We start from the raw sequence: 22,921 nt of genomic DNA, 5'->3' as shown, positions 1-22,921 counted from the left end.
CCCGAGCCGGAAGGCCCTTCGTTGCCCGAGCGTCCCCAGGCGCTGTTCGCCATGACGGCCGAGAACGTTCCGCAGGTGTTTCCGCCGGAGGTGCTGGCACGGCTGAACGAGTCCGTGGACATCGACCCCGGACTGGTCGCCGAGGACTTCGCCGACCCCCGGGTGCGGAAGGTCCTCGCCCGCACGGAGGTCCTCGTCACCGGCTGGGGCTGCCCCGTGCTGGACGCCGCCGCCCTCGACGCGGCTCCCGGGCTGCGCGCGGTCCTGCACTCGGCCGGCTCGGTCAAGGGCTTCGTGACGCCCGAGGTGTGGCGGCGCGGCATCGCGGTCTCCTCGGCGGCCGCCGCCAACGCGATCCCGGTCGCCGAGTACACGCTCGCGGCGATCCTGCTCGCCGGGAAGGACGCCTTCACGGCCCGGGACCGGCTGCGCGCCGGGCACACCTTTCCCGGCTGGGAGTTCGTACCCGGCATCGGCAACCACGGCCGCCGGGTCGGCGTCGTCGGCGCCTCCCGCGTCGGCCGCCGCCTGCTGGACCTCCTGCGCCCCTTCGACCTGCGGCCGAGCCTCGCCGACCCGTACGTCGACGAGGCGCGCGCCGCCGCACTGGGCGTACCGCTGCTTCAGCTCGACGACCTGCTGCGCACCTCGGACATCGTGACGCTGCACGCCCCCGAGACCGCCGAGACCCGGCACATGATCGGCAGGCGCGAGCTGGCGCTGATGCCCGACGGGGCGGTGCTGATCAACACGGCACGCGGCGGCCTGGTCGACCACGACGCGCTGATCGCGGAACTGCGCACCGGCCGCCTCTCCGCGGTCCTCGACGTCACCGCCCCCGAGCCCCTGCCGGCCGGCTCACCCCTCTACGGGCTCGCCAACGCCTTCGTCACCCCCCCACCTGGCGGGATCCCAGGGCAACGAGGTGGCCCGTCTCGGCCGGACGGTGGCGGAGGAGGCGGCGCGCTTCGCGGCCGGGGAGGAACCGGCGTACGCGGTCGATCCAGGGGCGCTGGAGCGGGAGGCATGAGCGGGAGGCGTGACCGACGCCGCTTGCTGCGGATTTCGTTGTCGTCATGCGTTACATCCGCTGTTTGCATCTTTCCATAGCGTTTTCCCGGCGATATCAGTAGCGTGCGGCTCCATGGCCCACGACCCATCGCCCGGCGTACCCGGCGACCGTCCCGCCGGCCAGCCCACCGCCCTGTCCGCGACCCTGCCCGTGACCGACCTCACCCGGCACCGCCGGCTGCGCGAACAGGGGAGTCTGGAGCGGGCCGATCTCGACGCGATCCTCGACGCCGGGTTCGTCTGTCATCTGGGCGTCGTGGTCGAGGGGCGGCCGCTGGTCGTGCCGACCGTCTACGGCCGGGACGAGCGGCGGCTCTACCTCCACGGCTCGGTGGCCGGCCGCAGCCTCGCGGGCGGTACGCCCGTCTGCGTCACCGTCACCCACGTCGACGGACTGGTGCTGGCCCGCTCGGTCTTCGAGCACGGCGTCAACTACCGCAGCGCGATGATCCACGGCGTGGCCCGCAGGGTCACCGACCCGGAGGAGAAACTGGCGGGCCTGCGCCGGCTCACCGAGCACGCGGCGCCAGGCCAGTGGTCGTACGCCCGGGGCCCGAACCGCAAGGAGCTCGCCGCCACCACCCTCCTCGCGCTCTCGCTGGAGGAGGCGTCGGTGAAGATCCGCACGGGTGCGCCGGACGACGGTGACGGACCGGACGCCGAGCTGGGACTGTGGGCCGGAACCCTGCCGCTGACCTCGGTCTGGGGCGCGCCCGTGCCCGACCCGCTGCTCCCGCCGGACACTCCCGTACCGGGACACATCGCGCGCCGTGCGGGGACCCGGCACGGCTGACGCGCGGGCGAGGGCATACCGTGAGGAGTCGAACGCCTGAGCCGGGAGGAGAGATCGGGATGGGCAGCCGTACCGCGCTGGTCGAGGATCTGATGGAGCGGTTCCCGCAGGTACCGCGGGAAGCGGTCTTTAAGGAGGACCTGCTGCGAGGGGGCGTCGCCTTCGACCCGTCCGCCCTCAGCGACAACGAGAGCGGCGAGGTGAAGCCGAAGTCGTACTTCATCTTCTCCTTCGACCACGGCACCCTGCCGGAGCTCGGCGAGGCCGCGCTGCGCCGGCCGCCGGAGGAGATCATCCTCACCGGAGGGCCGTACGACCTGCGGCGGACCGTGGTGTCCGTGCGGGTGAACCCGTCCTCGCCCTACCGTGTCGCCGCCGACGAGGAGGGCGTGCTCGGGCTCTACCTCGACGGAAAACGCATCTCCGACGTCGGTGTGCCGCCCATGCCGGAGTACTACCGGCACACCCTCTCCAACGGGAAGTCCGTCATGGAGGTCGCCCCGACGATCCAGTGGGGCTATCTCATCTATCTCACCGTTTTCCGCGTCTGCCAGTACTTCGGCGCCAAGGAGGAGTGCCAGTACTGCGACATCAACCACAACTGGCGCCAGCACAAGGCCGCCGGGCGCCCGTACACCGGGGTGAAGGACGTCGAGGAGGTGCTGGAGGCCCTCGAGATCATCGACCGGTACGACACCCAGAAGGCCTCCACCGCCTACACCCTCACCGGCGGCGCCATTACGAAAACGGTCGCGGGACGCGACGAGGCCGACTTCTACGGGCACTACGCCAAGGCCATCGAGGAGCGCTTCCCGGGCCGCTGGATCGGCAAGGTGGTCGCCCAGGCGCTGCCGCGCGACGACGTGCAGCGGTTCAAGGACTACGGCGTGCAGATCTACCACCCCAACTACGAGGTGTGGGACCGCCGGCTGTTCGAGCTGTACTGCCCCGGCAAGGAGCGTTACGTCGGCCGCGACGAGTGGCACAAGCGCATCCTGGACTCGGCGGAGGTCTTCGGCGCGCGCAACGTCATTCCCAACTTCGTGGCGGGCGTGGAGATGGCGGAGCCCTTCGGTTTCACCACCGTCGACGAGGCCATCGCCTCGACGACCGAGGGGCTGCGCTTCTTCATGTCGCACGGCATCACGCCCCGCTTCACCACCTGGTGCCCCGAGCCGACCACCCCGCTCGGCAAGGCCAACCCCCAGGGCGCGCCGCTGGAGTACCACATCCGGCTGCTGCAGGCCTACCGCCAGACCATGGACGACTTCGGTCTCTCCTCGCCCCCCGGCTACGGCCCGCCCGGACCCGGCCGCGCCGTCTTCTCGGTGAGTTCCTTCATGGACAGCCTGCCCGCGCAGGAGCCGGCCGAGGTGTAACTCCCCTCCCTCCGCCGGACATAGGGGTGTCATCGCGAGCGGCGGACGGAAGGGGGGCGGGTGTGCCGGAGGACGGAACACCTGACGGGGGCCTCGGGCCCGAGGAGCGGCTTCGCGCGCTGTACACGGCGCCCTACGGGCGGGTGCTCGGCTTCGCCCGGCGCCGTGCCGCGGACGCGGAGAGCGCGCAGGACGCGGTGGCCGAGACGTTCCTCGTCGCCTGGCGCCGGACACCGACAGGGCGCGGCTGCTCTTCTCCGCGGCGACGCCCGACGGACTGCGCATGCAGTACTGGGAGGCGCCCAACAGGTCCGGGGGCCTGTGCCACTAATTGCACCTGCTGGAGCCGGGCGGGCGGCCGACGGACTCCGGCGGCTGGTCGGAGTGCTTCCGCGGCGACGGCCACCGTGCCCCCGCGCTGTGGTCCACCGTGGACGCCAACGCGCTGTCAGGGTGGGTCGGCGTCCCCGGCCGCGCACCCGATGCGGCCGTCGCCGTCCGGGTCGTGTGGCAGGACGGAAGGCGTGACGGACCGATAAATCTCGGCCGGGATCGATACTTCTTGACGTTCCTTCCGTATAACTCTCGTAGCAACAAAGCGGAGTGGGCACGGGAGTACCGGACCGAGGCACTCGACGCGTGCGGGCGGGTGGTCGCGATGGTGTACTCCAACCGCTGGCCGAACGAGGTCCCCAGGTCACTTGACGCGACCGCCGGTAACCGAATTGAATACGGCGCTTGTCAGTTGTGACGACGTTGTGAAAGGCTCGGGCTCCCGCGAGGTTCCCCACAACTCCGTTGCCAATCAAGTGAGTTGACCTCGCTCGTGGATGCAGGAGACCCATGCCCGACCTGCCGACCCCGAAGGACGCCGCTGAGGCCGCGCTGTTCTCCGAGTGCTGGGACGCGGTGCTTTCCTACGCCGATCTGTGCACAGCCGGCGCCGAAGCGGCCACCCAGTTGGCCACCGAGGCCTTCGCGCTCGGCATGCGCGAGGTCCGCGTCGGCGACGGCGGCCTGGCCAAAGGCGCCGGCCGCCGCTCGCGACTCCCCATGATCCCGCTGCTGTTGACCGCCGTACGCACCACGGCGGCCGCCTGGGAGGAGAGCGGGCGGGGGCACGACCTCGACCCCGATCTGCGGCTGTGGCTCCACTCGGACAAGGCCGCCCGCTACACCGGGCCCCCGCTGCAGCGCCCGCTCGCCCTGCGCGGTCTGCGCGACCTCCAGGAGGCCGACGCGGCACTGCTGTGGCTGGCCGAGGTGGAGGCGCTGCCGACGTCCGTGGTCTCCCGCCGCCTCGGGCTCGATCCGGCCCTCGTCGGCGAGGAACTCGCCCAGGTCCGCGGCCTGTTCCGGGACCGCTGCCACCGCGCCCACCTCGACACGCCGATGGACGCGGACTGCCGCAGCTACGCCCGGCTGCTGGACGCGGTCACCCGCTCGCCCGCCGCCGACATCCCCGCCGACCTCTCCCGCCACCTCGCCACCTGCGTGGACTGCGCCGAGGCCGCCGCCTGTCTGCGCCCGCACGGCGGCGGACTGCCCGCCGCCCTCACCGGCGGGGTGATCGGCTGGGGCGGCCTCGCCTACCTGGAGCGCCGCCGACGGGCCGCCGAGGTCCGCCTCGGCGCGGGACGCCCGGAGCCCGCCGACGGGGACGGCGGCCGGCCCGTCACGGGCGCCCAGCGCGCCCGCGTCCTGCGCAACGGTCTGCTCGTCGCCGCCGTGGTGGTGTCGCTGCTCGCACTGGCCGTCTCGCTGATGCCGTTCGGCGGCGACAAGGGCACCGCGGCGAGCGGTGATCCGACCGACAGCAGCCCCGTGGCGGCCCCCGGCCCGTCCCTGCCGGACCTCAGCCCGCCGGCGACCACGGCCTCCGCCACCGGCACCCCGAGCCCGCGCCCCACGGCCTCGGCGACCAGGTCCGCAGGCGACAAGAACCCCGACCCCGAACCGCAGGGCACCTCCTCCTCGACGGCCAGTACGGGGTCGGCGGACCGCTCCCCGACGACCTGCACCTACGCCTACGACCTGGTCAACCAGTGGCCGGACGGCTTCCAGGCCACCCTCTCCGTCACCACCGCCGACGCCCTCGGCGACTGGAGCGTCGCCTGGTCCTTCCGGGACGGCCAGCAGGTGACCCAGATGTGGGACGCCAGCTTCGGCCAGAACGACTCCCGGGTCACCGCCAAGGCCGCCGACTACAACCGGTCCGTCCCCGCCGACGGCACCCTCTCCTTCGGCTTCCTCGCCTCCTGGAAGGGCAAGAACGCCCCGGCGTACGACGTGACGCTCAACGGACACAGCTGCGCGAAAAGCAGTTGACGCGCCTCCGCCGTGACGGGCTACTGTTGCGGCGGTTCCCGCACGAGGAACAGACACAGGCACAGGACGAGGAGGTGTCGACCGATGGCTGTCATGACGATGGGCGCTGCCCGCATCCAGTTCATCAAGTCCACCTCCGTGGCCGTCGGCTGACTCACCGAAGTCCCAAACTCTTTGCCGGTGGCCGCCCTTGTGAAGGGTCACCCCTTGACTTCCAGTTCTGCTTCCCCCGTTCTCCCCGCGCTCGCTCCCTACGGCTGGGACGAGGCCTGGGCGGACGCCTTCCTCCCGTACGCCGCCGAAGGGCTCCTGCCCGGGCGGGTGATCCGGGTCGACCGCGGTCAGTGCGACGTGGTCACCCCGAGCGGGGTGCTGCGGGCCGACACCGCCTTCGTCACCCCGCACGACCCGCTGCGGGTCGTCTGCACCGGCGACTGGGTCGCCGTCGAACCCGGCGGCAACCCCCGCTATGTGCGCTCGTATCTGCCACGCCGCACCGCCTTCGTACGCTCCACCTCCTCCAAGCGGTCCGAGGGGCAGATCCTCGCCGCCAACGTCGACCACGCGATCGTCGCCGTGTCCCTGGCCGCCGAACTCGACCTGGGCCGCGTCGAACGCTTCCTCGCCCTCGCCTGGGAGTCGGGCGCCCAGCCCCTGGTCGTCCTCACCAAGGCCGACCTCGTGCCGGACCCGGTGACCCGCTCGCACCTCGTCCAGGACGTGGAGCTCTCCGCGCCCGGCGTGAGCGTCCTGCTGGTCAGCGCGGTCGAGGGGGACGGGCTCGACGTCCTCGTGTCCCTCGTCTCCGGCGGCACGTCCGTGCTGCTCGGCCAGTCCGGTGCCGGCAAGTCGACCCTCGCGAACACGCTCATCGGCGAGGACGTGATGGACGTACGGGCCGCGCGGGACGTCGACGGCAAGGGGCGCCACACCACCACCACGCGCAACCTGCTCGCCCTCCCCGGCGGGGGTGTCCTCATCGACACGCCCGGTCTGCGCGGGGTCGGGCTGTACGACGCCGAGAGCGGGGTCGGTCAGGTCTTCAGCGAGATCGAGGAACTGGCCGAACGGTGCCGCTTCCACGACTGCGCGCACACCGCCGAACCCGGGTGCGCGGTGCTGGCGGCCGTCGACGCCGGGGAACTCGCCGTGCGGCGCCTGGACAGCTACCGCAAGCTGATCCGCGAGAACCAGTGGATCGTCGCCAAGACGGACGCCCGCCTGCGCGCCGAGCTCCGCCGGGACTGGAAGCGGAAGGGGGCGGAGGGCAGGGCGGCCATGGAGGCCAAGCGGGGCCGCCGACGGTAGGCAACGCCACGTCCGAATCCCGCTGGCCGCGTCTGCCCCCTCGGGCGGAGACTGGACGGCGTGATGGACGAGGACACCAGGTACGAAGCCGTACGCAGCCGGGACGCCCGGTTCGACGGGGAGTTCTTCTTCGCCGTCGAGACCACCGGGATCTACTGCCGGCCCAGCTGCCCCGCGGTGACCCCCAACCGCCGCAACGTCCGCTTCTTCACGACGGCCGCCGCCGCGCAGGGCTCGGGTTTCCGGGCTTGCCGGCGGTGCCGTCCGGACGCGGTCCCGGGCTCGGCGGAGTGGAACGTGCGCGCGGACGTCGTGGGCCGGGCCATGCGACTGATCGGCGACGGCGTCGTCGACCGGGAGGGCGTGGCCGGGCTCGCGGCGCGGCTCGGCTACAGCGCCCGGCAGGTGCAGCGGCAGCTGACCGCCGAGCTGGGCGCCGGACCGGTCGCCCTGGCCCGCGCCCAGCGGGCGCACACCGCGAGGGTGCTGGTGCAGACGACCGATCTGCCGATCACGGAGATCGCGTTCGCGTCCGGGTTCGCCAGTGTGCGGCAGTTCAACGACACGATCCGCGAGGTGTACGCCGCGACGCCCAGCGAGTTGCGGGCCGCCGCGCCGCAGCACAGGGGCCGTCAGCAGGCGGTGGGGATCCCGCTGCGGCTCGCCCACCGGGGCCCGTACCAGGCCGCCGCCGTCTTCGACCTGCTCGCGGCCGAGGCCGTGCCCGGCGTGGAGGAGGTCCAGGGGACACGCGGGCGGCGCACCTACCGTCGTACGCTCCGCCTTCCGCACGGCACGGGCGTCGTCGCCGTCGACGAGCGGCCGGGCCTGGTGAGGACCGTGTCCGGTGCCCATCCAGGGGGCTGGCTCGAGGCGCGGTTGCAGCTCGCCGATCCCCGCGACCTGACCACCGCCGTGGGGCGGCTGCGGCGCCTGTTCGACCTGGACGCCGACCCCTACGCCGTGGACGAGCGGCTCGGCGCGGACGCGCGGCTCGCTCCGCTGGTCGCCGCGCGGCCGGGACTGCGCTCGCCCGGTGCCGCCGACGCGGAGGAGCTGGCGGTGCGGGCGCTGGTCGGGCGGCGGGAGGCCGAGCGGCTGGTACGGCGCTACGGCAAGGCGCTCGACTCGCCCGCCGGCAGCCTCACCCACCTCTTCCCCGAACCCGCCGTCCTCGCCGAGGCCGAACCCCACGGCACGCTCGGCGCCCTCGCCGCGGCCCTCGCCGATGGCGCCGTCCGCCTCGACCCCGGCGCCGACCGCGACGACGCCGAGGCGGCGCTGCTCGCCCTGCCCGGACTGGACGCCGCCACGGTCGCCGTCATCCGCACCCGTGCCCTGGGCGACCCCGACGTCGCCCCGCCCGGGCCCGACGTCCCCGACAGCTGGCGCCCCTGGCGCTCCTACGCCCTGCGACACCTGCGCACAGCAGGAGAGTTGGACTGACCTGTGACGACCACCGTGTGGACCCGCGTCGACAGCCCCCTCGGCCCGCTGCTGCTCACCGCCGACCCGGCCGGCGCGCTCACCTCCGTCTCCGTGCCGGGACAGAAGAACGGCCCCGCGGTGCGGGAGGGCTGGCGGCACGAGCCCGCCGCCTTCCGGGCCGCCGAGGAACAGCTCGCCGCCTACTTCGCCGGCGCACTCAAGGAGTTCCGGCTGCCGTTCAGCACCGCGGGCAGCGAGTTCCGGGAACGGGTGTGGAACGCCCTGGACCTGGTGCCGTACGGGGCGAGCACGACGTACGGCGAGATCGCCGCGCGGATCGGGGCACCCCGGGCCGCCGTACGGGCCGTGGGCGGTGCCATCGGCGCCAATCCGCTGTTGATCGTCCGGCCCTGCCACCGGGTGATCGGCGCGAACGGCTCACTGACCGGCTACGCGGGCGGGCTGGAGCGGAAGGTGCGCCTGCTCACCCTGGAGGGCTGCCTGTAGCCGCGGTGGCGGATCAGTCCTCCAGCCCCCAGCTGTGGATCCGCCGCGGATGGACACGGATCACCTCCTCGCTGAGGTGCGGGCCCAACTCGTGCGGCCCGGTGAGGAGTTCCGCCTCGCCGCGGATGTCGATGCCGCGCACCTTCCACGGGCGCAGGCTGACGACGTCGTCGACGACCAGCGCGACCTTCGGGTTCTCCCGCAGGTTGCGCCACTTCTTGGTGCGGCCCATGGCGTACCCGCCGACCAGGATCGTGCCGTCGTCCTGCGGGAAGAAGCCGACCGGGTTCGCCTGCGGCTGCCCGTGCGGATCGACGGTGGCCAGCCGTCCCAGCCGCTGCGACTTCAGATACGCGCGCTCGGCCTCGCTGAATTCGCTCATGCCCCTCACCCAAACACACCGGCCGCGCCTCCACATCGGGTCCTCGGCCTAGTCCGCGGGACCTACGTCATCCCCCGATCACCGCGCCCAGCCACGCGCCCATGATCAGCAGGCAGGTGAACAGTTCGGTGAGGACACTGAAGCCGCCCGAGCGCATCGCCCTGCGCAGGGCCGCCATCGCCTCGCCGTGGCGGCCGAGACGGAGGCGTTCCGCGAGGTAGACGCCGGCCATGAAGCCCGGGATCGCGCCGAGCACGGGAAGCAGGATGAAGCCGAGGAGCGCCCCCGTACCGGCGTACACCGCCATCCTGGGCGTGGCGCCGCTCGCCCGCAGCCGACGGGGCGGCAGCGCCCAGCGGACCCCCTGGCAGAGGAGCAGCGCCCCGGTGGCGCCGACCAGGACCCACCAGGCGACCGGCCGCGGGTCCTTCAGCGCCCACCACAGGATCGCGGCCCACACCAGCCACGACCCGGGTACCCCGGGCACCAGCACTCCGCACAGGCCGAGCAGGAGGACCAGACCGACCAGCAGGAGGTCCCACACTCCCATGTGCCCAGGGTGCCGGAGGGATACAGAAAGCGCAGGTCAGCATCTGGTACGGGGTACGGTCACCGACGCGAAGGGGATCCGGGCCCGGGTCACTCCGGTGTCGCCGGGCGGTTCTCCCGCGAGGGGTGGAGCAGTCCGGCGGCCTGTTTTTCGTTTTCCTGTTCGACATGTCACTCGACACGGCGTTCGACTCGGCGTGCCGTGCCGGTTTTTCCCGTTGCCCCGTTTTCATCGGGGCCCGGGGGTGGACAATTGGGGGCATGAGCCAGCAGGGGGGAAGTCCCACCGGTCACGAGGACGACTGGTGGGGGCAGCTGTACGACGACTTCACCGAGGACACGGGGCCGACCCCCGCGGCCGACACGTTGGACGACCGGTTCGCCTCGGCGGCCGGGACCGTGGCCGACGGATCGCCGCCGGGCGAACGGGCCGACGTGGTCCCCGCCCAGCGCAGCGGCACGTCGACGGAGACCCCGACGACGACGGCCCCCTCGTCCCGGACACCGACCGGCACGGACCCCGCCCGCGAAGCGGGCCCCCGGCCGACCGGCCCCCCGGCCGCGGGCAGCCCTGTCGCGCCGCCCCGCCCTCCGGCCGCGGGCAGCCCCGCCCCTCCGCCCCGCCCTCCGGGTACCCCGGCTCCTCCGCCCGGGAGCCCGGCTGCCGGCATCTCCGCCCCTCCACCCCAGAACCCGCCCGTCGGCAGCCCTCTCGCTCCGGCCCAGAGCCCAGGCGCGGGCAGCCCGCCCGCTCCGGCGGGGGGGCTGACTGCGGGTGGCCGCCCCGATGGGGCGGCTTCGGGTCCGCAGCGGGACGGCGCCCCGCCGTCCCGGGACGGGTCGTCTCATCCCTCGGCCCCGGCTCAGGCTGCGGGCAGCCCCGTCCCTCCGGCCCGGCCGCCGGGCACCCCTGCCCCTCCCGTCCAGAGCCCGGGCGCGGGCAGTCCTGCCCCTCCGCCCCCCAGCTCAGCTGCGGGCGCTTCGGCCCGGACCCCGGCCGCGGGTGGTCGCGTCGATGGGGTGGCTTCGGGTCCGCAGCGGGACGGTGCCCCGCCGGTCCAGGATCGTGTGCCGTACCCCCCGCCACCGGTCCCGCCCGCCCCCGCGCCACAGCCCGCCGACCCGCCACCCGCCGACCGGCCCCCGGTCCTCCGCACCGCCACCCACCTCGATCTGCCGACCCTCCCGCCGCCTCCCACTGAACACCTCGACCTCCCGGCCCCGCCCCCACCTCCGGCCGACCGCCTCGATCTGCCGGCCATTCCTCCGCCTCCCGTCGACGACTTCGGTCTGCCGACCTTCCCCCCGCCCCCCGCCGACCATCTCGACTACGTCGGCTCGGGGCCGCCCACCTATGAGGCCGAGCCCACCGCTCTGCCCGTCGCCGATCCGGACGATCTCGATGATCTGGTGGCCGACACCGTGCTCGACGGTGCCCGGTACGGGGCCTGCACCCTGCGTGCCGTCTCCGTCCGGGGGGACTCCGCGCGGTACCGGGGCGAACCGCGCCGCGACTCGTTGCTCACCGCCCGCTTCGGCACCGCCGAGAACGCGCTGATCCTCGTCGCCATGGCCACCGGCGCCCGCGCCACCCCCGGAGCCCACCGTGCCGCCGCCGAGGCCTGCCACTGGATCGGCCGGGCCGTCGGCCGCAGTCATGCCCGGCTCGCGGAGGACATCCGGGCGGCGAGGCGCGGTGATCTGAAGTCGGGCCTGCACCGTCTCACCGACCGCAGCCTCGGCAAACTCCGCGCCAGCGCCGCAGAGCAGGGCATCGAGCCGGAGGAGTACTCCGCCACCCTGCGCTGCCTGCTGCTGCCGGCCGACCCGGAGTGCCGTACCCGCGTCTTCTTCGGCGTCGGCGGGGGCGGACTGTTCCGCCTCAGGGACGGTGACTGGCAGGACATCGAGCCCCGCGTCACCGAGGTCACCGGCGACCCGGTCGTCGGCTTCGGCTCGCTGCCCGCCGAGACCCCCGAGGGCGACCGCCTCACCATGGACCTCGGCATCCCCACACCCCCGAGCCCCTACGAGCCGGCCCCCGAACCGCCCCGCGAACCCTTCCGCTTCCGTGCCTCGGTGGCCCGCCCGGGTGACACCCTGCTGATGTGCACCGCGGGCCTCGCGGACCCGCTGCGCGGCGAACCGGACCTGTGCCGCTATCTGACGGGCCGATGGTCCGGACCCACCCCGCCCGGCCTCGCCGCGTTCCTCGCGGACGTCCAGGTCCGGGTCAAGGGTTACGCGGACGACCGTACGGCCGCGGCCGTTTGGGAGGCGTGAGCGCGCGGCCTGTGAATTGATGGACCCAGCGGGATCATCGGAGACCGAAGGGGCAGCAGAGCACCATGGCCAAACAGAACGTCGCCGAGCAGTTCGTCGACATCCTCGTCCGCGCCGGAGTCAAGCGCCTGTACGGCGTCGTCGGCGACAGCCTCAACCCGGTGGTGGACGCGGTGCGCCGCAACGCAGCCATCGACTGGGTGCACGTACGCCACGAGGAGACCGCCGCCTTCGCGGCCGGCGCGGAAGCCCAGATCACCGGCAAGCTCACCGCGTGTGCGGGCTCCTGCGGGCCCGGCAACCTCCATCTCATCAACGGCCTCTACGACGCCCACCGTTCGATGGCCCCGGTCCTCGCGCTCGCGTCGCACATCCCCTCCAGCGAGATCGGCCTGGGCTACTTCCAGGAGACCCACCCCGACCGGCTCTTCCAGGAGTGCAGCCACTACAGCGAGCTGATCTCCAGCCCGAAGCAGATGCCCCGGCTGCTGCAGACCGCCATCCAGAACGCGGTCGGCCGCTCCGGCGTCAGCGTGGTCTCCCTCCCGGGCGACATCGCCGCCGAGCCCGCCCCCGACAAGGCCGCCGAGACCGCACTGGTCACCTCCCGGCCCACGGTCCGACCGGGCGACGCCGAGATCGACGAACTCGCCCGGATGATCGACGCGGCCGACCGGGTCACCCTGTTCTGCGGCAGCGGCACGGCCGGCGCGCACGCCGAGGTCATGGAGTTCGCCGGGAAGATCAAGTCGCCGGTGGGGCATGCGCTGCGCGGCAAGGAGTGGATCCAGTACGACAACCCCTACGACGTCGGCATGAGCGGACTGCTCGGCTACGGCGCCGCCTACGAGGCCACCCACGAGTGCGATCTGCTGATCCTGCTCGGCACCGACTTCCCGTACAACGCCTTCCTGCCCGACGACGTCAAGATCGCCCAGATCGACGTCCGGCCCGAGCACCTGGGCCGCCGCTCCAAGCTCGACCTGGCGGTGTGGGGAGATGTGCGCGAGACGCTGCGCTGTCTGATCCCGCGGGTGCGGGAGAAGTCCAACCGCCGGTTCCTGGACCGGATGCTCAAGAAGCACGCGGACGCGCTGGAGGGGGTGGTGAAGGCCTACACCCGCAAGGTGGACAAGCACGTGCCGATCCATCCCGAGTACGTGGCGTCCGTACTCGACGAACTCGCCGACGACGACGCCGTGTTCACCGTGGACACCGGGATGTGCAACGTGTGGGCGGCCCGTTACATCTCGCCCAACGGCCGTCGCCGGGTGATCGGTTCGTTCTCGCACGGCTCGATGGCGAACGCGCTGCCCATGGCGATCGGGGCGCAGTTCACGGATCGCAAGCGGCAGGTGGTTTCCATGTCCGGGGACGGCGGATTCTCCATGCTGATGGGCGACTTCCTGACGCTGGTGCAGTACGACCTCCCGGTCAAGGTCGTCCTCTTCAACAACTCCTCCCTCGGCATGGTCGAGTTGGAGATGCTGGTGGCGGGGCTGCCCTCGCACGGCACCACCAACAAGAACCCCGACTTCGCCGCCGTCGCCCGCGCCTGCGGTGCTTACGGGGTGCGGATCGAGAAGCCCAAGGATCTCGCCGGCGCCCTGAAGGACGCCTTCAAGCACAAGGGCCCGGCACTCGTCGACGTGGTCACCGATCCCAACGCCCTGTCCATCCCGCCGAAGATCAGCGCCGAGATGGTGACCGGCTTCGCCCTGTCGGCATCCAAGATCGTCCTGGATGGTGGAGTCGGCCGCATGCTGCAGATGGCCCGCTCCAACATCCGCAACGTGCCGCGGCCTTAGCTGTTGTAGGGGACCCAGGCGCGTTCGCCCGCGTCGTTCGTTCCGTACCAGTAGCGGGCCTTGCCCTTGATGCCGCTGGTGCGGAACGGGTGGCCGTGGTCGTCGATGCGGACCGTGCCGGTGCGGCCCTGTGAGGACCAGTCGAGCTCGAGATACCAGCTGGCGTCGTACGTCTCGGTCGTCGCCGTGACCAGCAGCACCTCGGGGTCCTGGGCCGAGACGCGGTAGGGGAACTGAACCGCGGGCGCCGGCTTTCCCCCGTCGTTGGTGCCGGGCATCGGGTGGGCGATGGGCCGGTTGACGTCGAGGTTCACGGCGAAGCTGCGCGGGGTCAGACCGCCGCCGCAGCCCTCGTCCATGGAGTACGCGGTGCCGGGTACGGGGTTGCCGCGGCCCACGATCCGGACGCGCAGGGCGTTCAGCACGACGGCCGTCGACGACTTTCCCTGCACCGAGATCTCCACCGTCGACTGCCGCCCCTGCACCGCGTTCTGCGTCGCCGCCCACACCGCGGCGTCCTGCGGCACCGGTGGCGGGGGCACCTCGGTCGGCGTCTTGTCGATCACGTAGTTCTGGCCGCACCCTCCTTGCCAGACCTGCGAGTCGACGGTCAGGGCCAAGGGCACAGCGGTGGGCGCGGGAGCCTTGCCCTTCACGGCCGGGGCGTCCTGCGACGGGGGAGTGGGCGACGCCGTACCACCCGTCGAGGGTGAGGCCGAGCCGGCGCCGGGGGAGGGGCTGCTGCTCGCGCCGCCGGCCGACGGGGCGCGGCGGGCGCCGGCCTCCGTCGTACGGGACGGCCCGGACGGTGTCCTGGCGGAACCGCCCCGCGCCCCGTCCTCCGACAGCGCCGAGACGGTCCCGAGCGTGGCCAGCAGCACGGTGGCCACGGCGGCGCCGAGGAGACTCCGCCGCCGACGGAACCAAGGGCGGGGGCGGGGGGCGGGGGTGGCCCCGGTACCACCCGCCGCGTGCTCGGGCTGACGAGCGGCCGTGTCGTGAGGGGAACCCACCGTCTCCGGCCCGCGATCCGTTCCCCCGACCACGGAAGCAGCCGTCTCCACCTCGCGCGCGGCTGTCTCGGTCTCGGGACCGGTTCCGTCGGCGACGCCGGCGGTCGTCTCCGGCTCGCGCGCGGCTGTCTCGGTCTCGGGACCGGTCGTCTCGGGATGGGGAGCGAGTCCCTTCGACGAGGGCGCTGACGCCCCGGACGGGGAAGTGGGCGTCGTCCCTGACAGAGGAGCAGCCGTCCCGATCGGGGAAGCAAGCGTCGTCCCGGATAGAGGAGCGGCCGTGTCGGGCGGGGAGGTGGGTGGCTGGGGTGGGGAAGTGGCCGTGCCGGACGGGGAAGTGTGTGGCTCGCTCTGGGGAGCGGCCGTGTCGGGCAGGGAGGTGGGTGGCTGGGGTGGGGAAGTGGCCGTGCCGGACGGGGAAGTGTGTGGCTCGCTCTCGGAAGCGGCCCCGCCGGGCAGGGAGGTGGGTGGCTGGGGCCGGGAAAGACCCGCGCCCGGCTGGGAAGTCGGTGACTCCGGCAGAGAAACAGGTGCATCCCGCACGGAAGTCGGTGACTTCGGCGGGGAAAGATGTGCGCCCGGCTGGGAAGCCTGCGGATCCGTCAGGGCGATGGCCCCGCCCGGGTGGGAAGCGGCTCGCCCCGGCACGGACGTGTGCGCGGTGTCGGTCGGGGGTGGTTCCTCCGGTGTGCGGGGTCGCTGGCGTGCCGCGACCGCCAGGAGCCACTGCCGGTGCAGTTCGAGGCGTTCTTCCGGCGTCGCCTCGCAGAAGGCGGCCAGGCGCTCCAGCGGGGCGAAGTCCTGCGGCACCGCCTCGCCCGCGCAGTAGCGGTGGAGCGTGGAGGTGTTCATGTTGAGGCGCCGTGCCAGCGAGCCGTAGCTCCGGTCCGTGCGGTCCTTCAACCGGCGCAGCAGCGCCGCGAACTGCTCGACGTCGTCCCGTGTCGACACCGTTCCCCCGTCTCCCCGTCGTCCCCGTCATCCCAGGCACTCATATACCTGCACGTCAGATGGGCTGGGATGGTTCCACCCCGGCCGATCGGACGGCGGCCGTTGCGCCGGGGCGCCGGGAGCGCCGATGCTCTTGGTGTCGCACCGACCAGGGCGAACCGACCATCCGCCGTCGCGGCGACCTTCCGACACCCATGCACTCATCCACGGGGGACACCCATGTCCAAGTGCACCCGAGCAGGCGCGCTCATCGCACTCGCCGTCACGGGCCTCGCCCTCGGCACGACGCTCGCCCCACCGGCGGACGCCGCGTCCCGGGCACCGGGGTTCCTGGCGGCCGCGGACCTGCCGCCACACGCCTCGTCGTCCTGGACCGCCGGCAGGGTCACCGTCGGCGTACCGGAGGCGGTGGAACAGGACCGCTGCCTGAGCATGGCGCTGGGCGGGGGCCAGGACACCTGGTACCGGGAGTTCCGCACCGACCTCGACACGGGCGCCCGTCAGGTCAGTGTCCAACTGCCCGGCGTCAGCGCGGCGAAGGGCCGCTTCGCGCGGCTCGACAAGGACATCGCGTCCTGCCCGGCCCGGATCGAGGAAGCCGACCCGGAGACGGCGGCGACGCTCAAGGATTACGGCACCCTGCCGGTCGAGGAGGGCGCCCATGTCTACGGCCTGCACACCCAGACCTCCTGGGGAGCCAACGACATCCGGCTCCTGTCCGTGGGCCGGGACGGCAGGACCGTGACCGTCGTCGACTGGGGGCAGATGGGCGGCTTCAGGGACGCGCCGGTCAAGGCGTTCAAGAAGACGACCACGACCGCCGTGAACAAGCTCCACTGACCGCACGACCAGGGCCGCCCTCCCGCCACGGGGGTCGGGAGGGCGCCCACCGACCACCGCACCTCTCACAACACGCAACCGAAAACGGGGAACAGACATGAGCAGCAAGACCCGCACCGTCATCAGCGCCGGCCTCCTCGCCGTCGCCCTCGGCCTCGGCGCCACCGCCCAGGCCTCCGCCGGCGCCCCGCGCAGCGTCAGCGGCAGGACGTCCGACAACCTCACCCGGATCGCCGACTTCTACGGCACCTACATCGACGCGGTGTACGACGAGGACAGCGGCAACCTCGGCACCGCCCTGCGCGGCCACTACCTCACGCCCGCCTTCCAGAAGGAGCTGAACAAGTGGGAGGAGCGGGAGCACGCGGACGGCGTTCTGCGTGCCCAGAACGTGCCGCTGGCGTGGAAGGTCACCGAGACCGGCACCAGGGCGGGCCGGACGGAGGCCGTCGTCACCCTGACCTGGAGCCGCGGGGTGACCTCCAAGGTGGTCGTCGACATGAACGCCGGCCACAAGATCTTCCACATCGGCGCCAGGTAAGCGGGCAGCGGTTGACCGTCGCGCCGCGGCCCTCGGCCGCGGTGTGAGCACCGCCTGGAACGGCCGCAGCGCGGGAGCATGTCGCTCCCGCGCTGCGGCCGTTCGGTCGTCGGACGGTTCTCGGTTCCCCGTACGGGCCGGAAAACCAGTGGATTCAGGCCAGTTTGGTGAGCCGCGGGCACGGTCCGCCGGGCCCTCGAGCAGGACCTGGACGCCCGGTACCAACCGCCACACCGCTGTGGCGAGTACGACGGGATCGGCAGACCGGAGTCGGCGCAGGCGATGATCCCGGATGGTCAGGATGCCCCCGGACGCCTAGGCGCGAAGGCGTTCGGCACGGTCCGCCGGTGCCCGTCCGGCCGAAAGGGACGTATGCGTGGCCGAACACCCGGTGGTTGAGCATTCGACATGACTGCGCCGGGTGACAGAGGGCATGGATCCCGTGAACGTGTTCGACAAGGAGGGGAACCGACATCGGCACGCGGGCGGGGGTCATGAAGAGGCAGGCACGAGGGGGCGGTCCCATGGCGATCGGGGCCTCCTCGGCTCGGACGGTGGAGGAAGAGACCGACGACGTGACGGAAGGGCCGCAGCCGTCCCAGCTGCGGCGGAGACTCGGGCGCGGGGATCTGAAGGCGGTGCCCGAGGCGCGCAGGGCACTGCGCGAGCTGCTACGGCAGTGGGGCAGGCCCGGACGCTCGGACGTGGCGGAACTGCTCACCAGTGAACTGGTCACCAACGCACTCGTCCACACCGACCACGACGCGGTCCTGACGGCCGTCGTGGGACCGCGTGGACTGCGGGTGGAGGTACGGGACTTCGTGGCCCGCAGGCCCAGGCCCTGCCCGGCGAACACCGGCGACGGCACCCACGGCAGGGGCCTGGTCCTGGTGCAGTCCCTCGCGGACGCGTGGGGGGTACGGGCGCACGGGGTGGGGAAGGCGGTGTGGTTCGAACTCGACGCCGGCCCGGCCTGAACGGGAAGGGGGCGTGGCCACCGGCCACGCCCCCTTCCCTATACCGGCTCCTGCGCCGGCCGGCTCAGCCGAACTGCTGCTCGAGGTCCTTGAGCTTGCGCTCCAGGGAGTCGAGGCGCGGGAGGGCCATTGTGTCGTCCTCCGCGGTGAGATCGACCGTGATCTGGTCGGAACCGCCCTTGCGGACGGGCTGCAGCGAGGGACGCTGGCGGACGGGCAGCGGCTCCGGGGCCGATATGGCAGGCTCCGCGGAGTTCTGGGCGCCTGCCCGCTCCAGGGCCTGCGGCTCCGGTCGGCCGCCGCGGCCGATGATCCCGCGGTGGCCCCGGCTGATCGCCTTGAGCTGGGCGCGTTCCAGCCGGTCCGCCTCACGGCGGCGCAGCCGGTTGGCCTCCTCCTGCCGCTTGTCCTCACGGACCTCCTCGACCGCCTCGTCCAGGCTGCGCACGTTCTCCAGCAGCATCAGCGACCAGGCCCTGTAGGTCTCGCGGGGGGCCCGCAGCCAGCGCACCATACGGATCTGCGGCAGCGGACGCGGCACCAGACCCTGCTCACGCAGGGCGGCCCGGCGGGTCTGCTTCAGCGCGCGGTCGAACAGCACCGCCGCCGAGAGCGACATGCCGGCGAAGAACTGCGGCGCGCCCGCGTGGTCGACCCCTCGGGGCGCGTGCACCCAGTTGAACCAGGCAGAGGCGCCCGCGAACGTCCACACCAGTATCCGGGAGCCGAGAGCGGCGTCACCGTGGGAGGCCTCGCGCACCGCGAGCACGGAGCAGAACATGGCCGCGCCGTCCAGGCCGAACGGCACCAGGTACTCCCAGCCTTCCGAGAGGCCGAGGTTCTGCTGGCCGAAGCCCACCAGTCCGTGGAAGGAGAGCGCGGCGGCGACCGCCGCACAGCAGAACAGGAGCACATAGGAGGCGGTGCCGTATATGGCCTCCTTGCGCCTGCGGCGCTCCTCGCTGCGCTCCCACGAGTCGTCCTTCGCGTGCTCCCCGCCGGACCGCTTGCTGCGCGCGAGCACCGCCACCGCCGCCAGCATGCCCAGGAGCAGTACGGCGCCCGGAAGCAGCCAGTTCAGCGATATGTCGGTCAGTCTCATCTAGGGGTCCCTTGCATTGGGATAGGGCGTAACGCCCGCCATAGTGGCCCAATCCCACGGGCCCTCAGGGGGTTTCGGGGCAAGAGGCCGCCAAGGAATTGCAAGGGGGGTGCCAGGGCAGCTTTCTGCTCGAACTGCCGCTTGAGGGGCGGGAGTTGAGTTCGAATAAGACTACCCGTACGGGTGGTTCCTCGGAAAGTTCCTGCGACAAGTGAGAAAGTTGTGAAGCAGCTGTAACCGAGCGGGCGGTCCCTTCGCGGGCGATCTTACGACATCGCCCCGCGCCAGTGTGCCTGAGGGGGGCTCAACTGGTGGTGGCGGCCAGCAGCTTGGTCACGCGGTCGGCGTCGCGGGTGCGCGGGCAGGTCGCGCAGGTGTCCTCGGGGCGCACGGTGTAGAACATGCAGCAGCTCACCCGGTCCCGGGTGGGTAGTGACTCCCCGTCCGGACCGGTCAGTTCGCGGAAGGCCACCGAGCCGACGTAGGGCCGGGTCGCGCCGGGCAGCAGCGCCTCCAGCTCGCGCCTGGCCCGCTCCTGTTCACCGAGCAGATGGGCGACGTACCAGAGACCTTCCACCAGCTCGTCGGTCGCCATGCCCCACAGGGCGCGTCCGCGCCGCCGCATCCGCGGCCCGAAGGCGGCCAGCAGGGGCTCGAGGTGCTCGGCCACCGCGGCCCGAACCTCCGCCCGCAGCGCATCCTCGTCGGCGACGACCCGGGCGCCGGGCAGCACGGCCGCCGGATCGCCGGGCAGACAGGCGAAGTCTGCCGGGCGTACGGCCAGCCGGCCCAGGGGGAGACCGGGCGCCGTGCGGTCGTAGGTGACCTCGTCCACCGGGAGGCGGGGGACCCGGCGGTGCAGGAACCACGGCATCGTGATCAGGAGGCAAGCGGGCCAGGCGTACCGGTGCAGGCCGAAACTCGCGACGACGTCCGGGCGCGCCCGCTGTCCGTGGTCGCGCAGCACCTGTGCGTCGTCCTGGGCGAGAAACGCGTCGAGGCGGGCGCCGCCCTCCGCCAGTGAGGCGGTGGTCACCCAGCCGCCGTCCTCGGGTACCGGCTCCCCGGCGGCGAGCTCCCTCACGTCCAGTCCCGGGAACGCCTTGGTCAGACGGGTGTAGGCGTCATGGAAGGCTGAGCGGGCAGAGGGCATGCGTAGACCGCCGATCCGGGACGACTGAAAGGTAAGGCTTACCTTATCTATAGTCGATCGGATTTGAACTGACGGCTTGTGCGCTTATGGTGCTTGACGGACGAGTAACAACCCGTCGTAATGGCCCCAAGTACCGACACGTCCCGAGGAGGACCCGTGAGGCAGCACGCGCAGGGCTCCACGGGGACGGGAACACCGCAGATCCGTACGGCCGCCGCCACGCCCCGCGTGCCGCAGCAGCCCGTGGCGGCGGATGTGGACCGGGAGCGGGGCGTGGCCCCCGACGGCACACGCGGCGAGCACACCCACAGCGAGCAGCCGATCCCGCGCCCCCGGCTGGTCCAGCGGGCCTCCGTGCGCGGACAGATCCTCGACGCGCTGCGCACCGCGCTGGTCACCGGCGAGCTGAGGCCGGGGGAGGTGTACTCGGCGCCGGCGCTGGGTGAGCGCTTCGGCGTCTCGGCGACGCCGGTGCGGGAGGCCATGCAGCAGCTGGCCCTGGAGGGCGCCGTGGAGGTCGTCCCCAACCGGGGCTTCCGGGTCGTCGAACGCGGCACCCGGGAGCTCGCCGAACTGGCCGAGATCCGGGCGCTGATCGAGGTTCCGGTGATGCTCCGGCTGGCCCGCACGGTCCCCGTGGAGCGCTGGGCGGACCTGCGGCCCCTCGCCGAGGCGACGGTCCGGGCCGCGTCCCTGGGCTGCCGGGCCACCTACGCCGAGTCCGACCGCGCCTTCCACCGGGCGGTGCTGTCCCTCGGCGGCAACGCACAGCTCGTCCAGATCGCCGACGACCTGCACCGCCGGGCCCAGTGGCCGCTGGTGGGCGGACGGGCCCCGGCCGGGAACGCCGACCTGATCGCGGACGCGGCCGACCACACCGTGCTGTTGGACGCGCTGATCGCGCGGGACGTCGATGTCGTCCGGGGGCTGGTGGGCCGGCACTTCGCGGGCCTGGTGTGAAGGGTCGGTGCGGGGGCCTCGCCGACCGGGCCCCCGCACGCACCGCCCGTGGGGCGGATCAGTTCCCGTCGCCCGAGCCCGTCGCCGTCTTGGAGTAGCCGCCGGTCCAGGCCGCCTTCGCGCCCGAGTCCCCGATGCGGTAGACGTCGACGACGGCACCCGCGGCCACGACGACGCTCAGCACGCCGGCCGCGACGCGGATCACGGACGCGGACCGGGTGCCGGCCCGCTCGGCGGACGTCCGGCGGGTCGTCCACCACACGGCCGCCGCCAGCACGAACAGACCCAGCGCCCAGGGCAGCAGCCCGTCACCGAGTTCGGTGTGCCGGCGTATCAGCGCGCTGCTGGTCACATGCCGCTCCAGCCACTCGCCGGCCTGCGTGGTCAGCGGCACGCTCACCAGCGTCACGAACGCCAGCACCGGCAGGACCACGCCCATGCGGCGCGCGGCCCTCGGCCACACGGCACAGACCACCAGGGCCAGCGCGGTCAGTGGGACGAGTACGACGACGAAATGGACCAACAGGACATGCGCAGGCAGACCGTTGACGAGGCTCATCGGGTTTTCCTCTGAGGAGGGGGGATGGGTGCCGCAGCCTGCCACAGCAACCTCTCAGGTTCCTCTGAGAACTCCCTGAACGACCCCGGACCTCTCAGGCCGTCGCCGCCGGTGGCGTCAACTGCCGCGCCAGCCAGGTCGGCACCCCGCCCAGCAGCCGGAACAGCCGCCGTGCCTCCTCGCGCAGGCGGGAGGCCTCCGGTTCCGCCTCCGCGTCGGCCAGCGACGCCAGCGCCGGGGCCGTACCGACCAGGTAGCCCAACTCCTCGCGGATCCGCAGGGATTCCGCGAACCCGTGCCGTGCCTCGGCCACCTCGCCCTCCCGCAGGGCGAGACCGGCGAGATGGCGCCAGGTGGAGGACAGCAGCAGCGGGTCGGAATGGGCGGTGGCGGCGGCATGGGCGCGACGGTAGGCGGCCCGCGCTGCCTGGGGGGAGCGGGTGAGGTTCTCGGCGAGCAGCCCCCGCCGGAAGTCCAGCAGCGCCCGCCCCACGGCCCCCGGAGGGATCAGCGCCGCCGCCCGCCCCAGCGCGGCCCGTGCCTCGTCGGCCCGGTCGCGCACTGAGTGCAGGGTCGCCGCGTACGCCAAGTACCCGCGTTCACAAGCGGCCGCGCCGCGCTCGTCGTCGGTGTGGGCCAGCGCCTCCGCCGTCCGCAGCGCGTCCTCGGCCTCGTCCCACCCCTGCTCCGTGTACAGGCACTTCTCCACGAGCAGCGCGGTCCGCTGCAGCGCCGAGGCGGCGGTGACCGGGTCCAGCAGCGCCGCCGCGTCGGTCCAGCAGGCCCGCGAGCGCAGCCGCCACACCGCGGTCTGGACGGGATCGTCCCCTGCGGAAGTTCCGATACCAGACATGGCGGTATGCGCCACGTTGCCCTCCCCGAGCACGCCATCGAGCTTTGAGTGGTGGCCGCATCTCAGCACGGATTCCGTGGCGGGGCCAAGGGGGCGGGTGAAGGATTTCACAAAGTCGTGGGACTCCGGCGGCACT

The 22,921-nt window shown here is 72.7% G+C and carries 20 protein-coding genes and 1 pseudogene; 13 read left to right on the top strand and 8 right to left on the bottom strand.

Annotation, left to right across the window (positions count from 1 at the left end; all coding sequences use genetic code 11):
* Nucleotides 1-21 precede the first annotated feature (21 nt).
* From ABZ453_RS23140 to ABZ453_RS23110, 7 genes and pseudogenes are all read left to right on the top strand, one after another.
* A pseudogene (locus ABZ453_RS23140) lies at nt 22-1,030 on the top strand (hydroxyacid dehydrogenase).
* Between the two features lie 114 nt (nt 1,031-1,144).
* Nucleotides 1,145-1,864 (top strand): pyridoxamine 5'-phosphate oxidase family protein, encoded by a 720-nt coding sequence (locus ABZ453_RS23135; protein ID WP_359017164.1) that lies wholly within the window; start codon nt 1,145-1,147, stop codon nt 1,862-1,864.
* Nucleotides 1,865-1,923: 59 nt separating this feature from the next.
* Entirely contained in the window at nt 1,924-3,243 is a 1,320-nt protein-coding gene (locus ABZ453_RS23130; RefSeq protein WP_359017162.1) for a radical SAM protein, read from the top strand.
* Nucleotides 3,244-4,086: 843 nt separating this feature from the next.
* The gene (locus ABZ453_RS23125; RefSeq protein WP_359017160.1) at nt 4,087-5,571 is read left to right on the top strand and encodes a cellulose-binding domain-containing protein; all 1,485 of its coding nucleotides are present in this window, start codon (nt 4,087-4,089) and stop codon (nt 5,569-5,571) included.
* A 207-nt stretch (nt 5,572-5,778) separates the two neighbouring features.
* The gene (gene rsgA, locus ABZ453_RS23120) at nt 5,779-6,879 is read left to right on the top strand and encodes a ribosome small subunit-dependent GTPase A (protein ID WP_359017157.1); all 1,101 of its coding nucleotides are present in this window, start codon (nt 5,779-5,781) and stop codon (nt 6,877-6,879) included.
* A 63-nt stretch (nt 6,880-6,942) separates the two neighbouring features.
* Entirely contained in the window at nt 6,943-8,325 is a 1,383-nt protein-coding gene (locus ABZ453_RS23115) for an AlkA N-terminal domain-containing protein (protein ID WP_359017301.1), read from the top strand.
* Nucleotides 8,326-8,328: 3 nt separating this feature from the next.
* Nucleotides 8,329-8,814, top strand: coding sequence for a methylated-DNA--[protein]-cysteine S-methyltransferase (locus ABZ453_RS23110; protein WP_359017155.1), 486 nt, complete (start codon nt 8,329-8,331; stop codon nt 8,812-8,814).
* A 13-nt stretch (nt 8,815-8,827) separates the two neighbouring features.
* Here the strand turns inward: ABZ453_RS23110 and ABZ453_RS23105 are convergent, their stop codons facing one another.
* The 3 genes from ABZ453_RS23105 to ABZ453_RS23095 all read right to left on the bottom strand — a co-directional run bounded on the left by ABZ453_RS23105 (nt 8,828) and on the right by ABZ453_RS23095 (nt 10,260).
* Entirely contained in the window at nt 8,828-9,196 is a 369-nt protein-coding gene (locus tag ABZ453_RS23105) for a PPOX class F420-dependent oxidoreductase (RefSeq protein ID WP_359017153.1), read from the bottom strand.
* Between the two features lie 67 nt (nt 9,197-9,263).
* Nucleotides 9,264-9,746 (bottom strand): DUF456 domain-containing protein, encoded by a 483-nt coding sequence (locus ABZ453_RS23100; RefSeq protein WP_359017151.1) that lies wholly within the window; start codon nt 9,744-9,746, stop codon nt 9,264-9,266.
* Between the two features lie 289 nt (nt 9,747-10,035).
* Entirely contained in the window at nt 10,036-10,260 is a 225-nt protein-coding gene (locus ABZ453_RS23095; protein WP_359017315.1) for a hypothetical protein, read from the bottom strand.
* On the opposite strand from ABZ453_RS23095, the gene ABZ453_RS23090 reads away from it, so the two are divergent.
* Nucleotides 10,181-12,028, top strand: coding sequence for a protein phosphatase 2C domain-containing protein (locus ABZ453_RS23090; RefSeq protein WP_359017299.1), 1,848 nt, complete (start codon nt 10,181-10,183; stop codon nt 12,026-12,028). The two genes, ABZ453_RS23095 and ABZ453_RS23090, sit on opposite strands and share 80 nt — an antisense overlap.
* A gap of 65 nt (nt 12,029-12,093) precedes the next feature.
* A complete protein-coding gene (locus tag ABZ453_RS23085; protein WP_359017149.1) occupies nt 12,094-13,836 on the top strand; it encodes a pyruvate dehydrogenase in 1,743 nt (580 codons plus the stop codon).
* Here ABZ453_RS23085 and ABZ453_RS23080 read toward each other — a convergent pair.
* Nucleotides 13,833-15,800: a helix-turn-helix domain-containing protein gene (locus tag ABZ453_RS23080; protein ID WP_359017147.1), complete on the bottom strand. Its 1,968-nt coding sequence runs from the start codon at nt 15,798-15,800 to the stop codon at nt 13,833-13,835. The two genes, ABZ453_RS23085 and ABZ453_RS23080, sit on opposite strands and share 4 nt — an antisense overlap.
* Before the next feature lie 219 nt (nt 15,801-16,019).
* On the opposite strand from ABZ453_RS23080, the gene ABZ453_RS23075 reads away from it, so the two are divergent.
* The 3 genes from ABZ453_RS23075 to ABZ453_RS23065 all read left to right on the top strand — a co-directional run bounded on the left by ABZ453_RS23075 (nt 16,020) and on the right by ABZ453_RS23065 (nt 18,158).
* Nucleotides 16,020-16,640: a hypothetical protein gene (locus ABZ453_RS23075; RefSeq protein WP_359017145.1), complete on the top strand. Its 621-nt coding sequence runs from the start codon at nt 16,020-16,022 to the stop codon at nt 16,638-16,640.
* A 97-nt stretch (nt 16,641-16,737) separates the two neighbouring features.
* Nucleotides 16,738-17,181, top strand: a complete 444-nt coding sequence (locus ABZ453_RS23070; RefSeq protein WP_359017143.1) for a hypothetical protein — start codon at nt 16,738-16,740, stop codon at nt 17,179-17,181.
* Between the two features lie 524 nt (nt 17,182-17,705).
* The gene (locus ABZ453_RS23065) at nt 17,706-18,158 is read left to right on the top strand and encodes an ATP-binding protein (protein WP_359017141.1); all 453 of its coding nucleotides are present in this window, start codon (nt 17,706-17,708) and stop codon (nt 18,156-18,158) included.
* A 64-nt stretch (nt 18,159-18,222) separates the two neighbouring features.
* On the opposite strand, the gene ABZ453_RS23060 is transcribed toward ABZ453_RS23065, so the two are convergent.
* Together ABZ453_RS23060 and ABZ453_RS23055 are read right to left on the bottom strand one after the other, a co-directional pair.
* Nucleotides 18,223-19,260 carry a DUF2637 domain-containing protein gene (locus ABZ453_RS23060; protein WP_359017139.1) on the bottom strand — a complete coding sequence of 346 codons (1,038 nt, stop codon included), beginning with the start codon at nt 19,258-19,260 and terminating at the stop codon, nt 18,223-18,225.
* Between the two features lie 304 nt (nt 19,261-19,564).
* Nucleotides 19,565-20,413, bottom strand: a complete 849-nt coding sequence (locus tag ABZ453_RS23055; RefSeq protein ID WP_359017137.1) for a (2Fe-2S)-binding protein — start codon at nt 20,411-20,413, stop codon at nt 19,565-19,567.
* A gap of 156 nt (nt 20,414-20,569) precedes the next feature.
* Between ABZ453_RS23055 and ABZ453_RS23050 the strand changes: the two genes are divergently transcribed.
* Nucleotides 20,570-21,373, top strand: coding sequence for a GntR family transcriptional regulator (locus ABZ453_RS23050; RefSeq protein ID WP_359017135.1), 804 nt, complete (start codon nt 20,570-20,572; stop codon nt 21,371-21,373).
* A 58-nt stretch (nt 21,374-21,431) separates the two neighbouring features.
* Here the strand turns inward: ABZ453_RS23050 and ABZ453_RS23045 are convergent, their stop codons facing one another.
* On the bottom strand, nt 21,432-21,932 hold the full coding sequence (locus tag ABZ453_RS23045) for a DUF2231 domain-containing protein (protein ID WP_359017133.1): 501 nt from the start codon (nt 21,930-21,932) through the stop codon (nt 21,432-21,434).
* Nucleotides 21,933-22,026: 94 nt separating this feature from the next.
* On the bottom strand, nt 22,027-22,800 hold the full coding sequence (locus tag ABZ453_RS23040; RefSeq protein WP_359017131.1) for a hypothetical protein: 774 nt from the start codon (nt 22,798-22,800) through the stop codon (nt 22,027-22,029).
* Nucleotides 22,801-22,921: the final 121 nt, after the last annotated feature.

Origin of the sequence: Streptomyces sp. NPDC005799 (assembly GCF_040630525.1) — a bacterium.
GTDB classification, from domain to species: Bacteria; Actinomycetota; Actinomycetes; order Streptomycetales; family Streptomycetaceae; genus Streptomyces; species Streptomyces griseorubiginosus_B.
This window is presented reverse-complemented; position numbering and strand designations above follow the sequence as displayed.

What these genes read in the sequence shown, in the direction of transcription:
- ABZ453_RS23135 (WP_359017164.1), top strand. Translation starts at nt 1,145, where the DNA reads ATGGCCCACGACCCATCGCCCGGCGTACCCGGCGACCGTCCCGCCGGC.
- ABZ453_RS23130 (WP_359017162.1), top strand. Translation starts at nt 1,924, where the DNA reads ATGGGCAGCCGTACCGCGCTGGTCGAGGATCTGATGGAGCGGTTCCCG.
- ABZ453_RS23125 (WP_359017160.1), top strand. Translation starts at nt 4,087, where the DNA reads ATGCCCGACCTGCCGACCCCGAAGGACGCCGCTGAGGCCGCGCTGTTC.
- ABZ453_RS23115 (WP_359017301.1), top strand. Translation starts at nt 6,943, where the DNA reads ATGGACGAGGACACCAGGTACGAAGCCGTACGCAGCCGGGACGCCCGG.
- ABZ453_RS23105 (WP_359017153.1), bottom strand. Translation starts at nt 9,196, where the DNA reads ATGAGCGAATTCAGCGAGGCCGAGCGCGCGTATCTGAAGTCGCAGCGG.
- ABZ453_RS23100 (WP_359017151.1), bottom strand. Translation starts at nt 9,746, where the DNA reads ATGGGAGTGTGGGACCTCCTGCTGGTCGGTCTGGTCCTCCTGCTCGGC.
- ABZ453_RS23085 (WP_359017149.1), top strand. Translation starts at nt 12,094, where the DNA reads ATGGCCAAACAGAACGTCGCCGAGCAGTTCGTCGACATCCTCGTCCGC.
- ABZ453_RS23075 (WP_359017145.1), top strand. Translation starts at nt 16,020, where the DNA reads ATGTCCAAGTGCACCCGAGCAGGCGCGCTCATCGCACTCGCCGTCACG.
- ABZ453_RS23070 (WP_359017143.1), top strand. Translation starts at nt 16,738, where the DNA reads ATGAGCAGCAAGACCCGCACCGTCATCAGCGCCGGCCTCCTCGCCGTC.
- ABZ453_RS23065 (WP_359017141.1), top strand. Translation starts at nt 17,706, where the DNA reads ATGGCGATCGGGGCCTCCTCGGCTCGGACGGTGGAGGAAGAGACCGAC.
- ABZ453_RS23060 (WP_359017139.1), bottom strand. Translation starts at nt 19,260, where the DNA reads ATGAGACTGACCGACATATCGCTGAACTGGCTGCTTCCGGGCGCCGTA.
- ABZ453_RS23055 (WP_359017137.1), bottom strand. Translation starts at nt 20,413, where the DNA reads ATGCCCTCTGCCCGCTCAGCCTTCCATGACGCCTACACCCGTCTGACC.
- ABZ453_RS23045 (WP_359017133.1), bottom strand. Translation starts at nt 21,932, where the DNA reads ATGAGCCTCGTCAACGGTCTGCCTGCGCATGTCCTGTTGGTCCATTTC.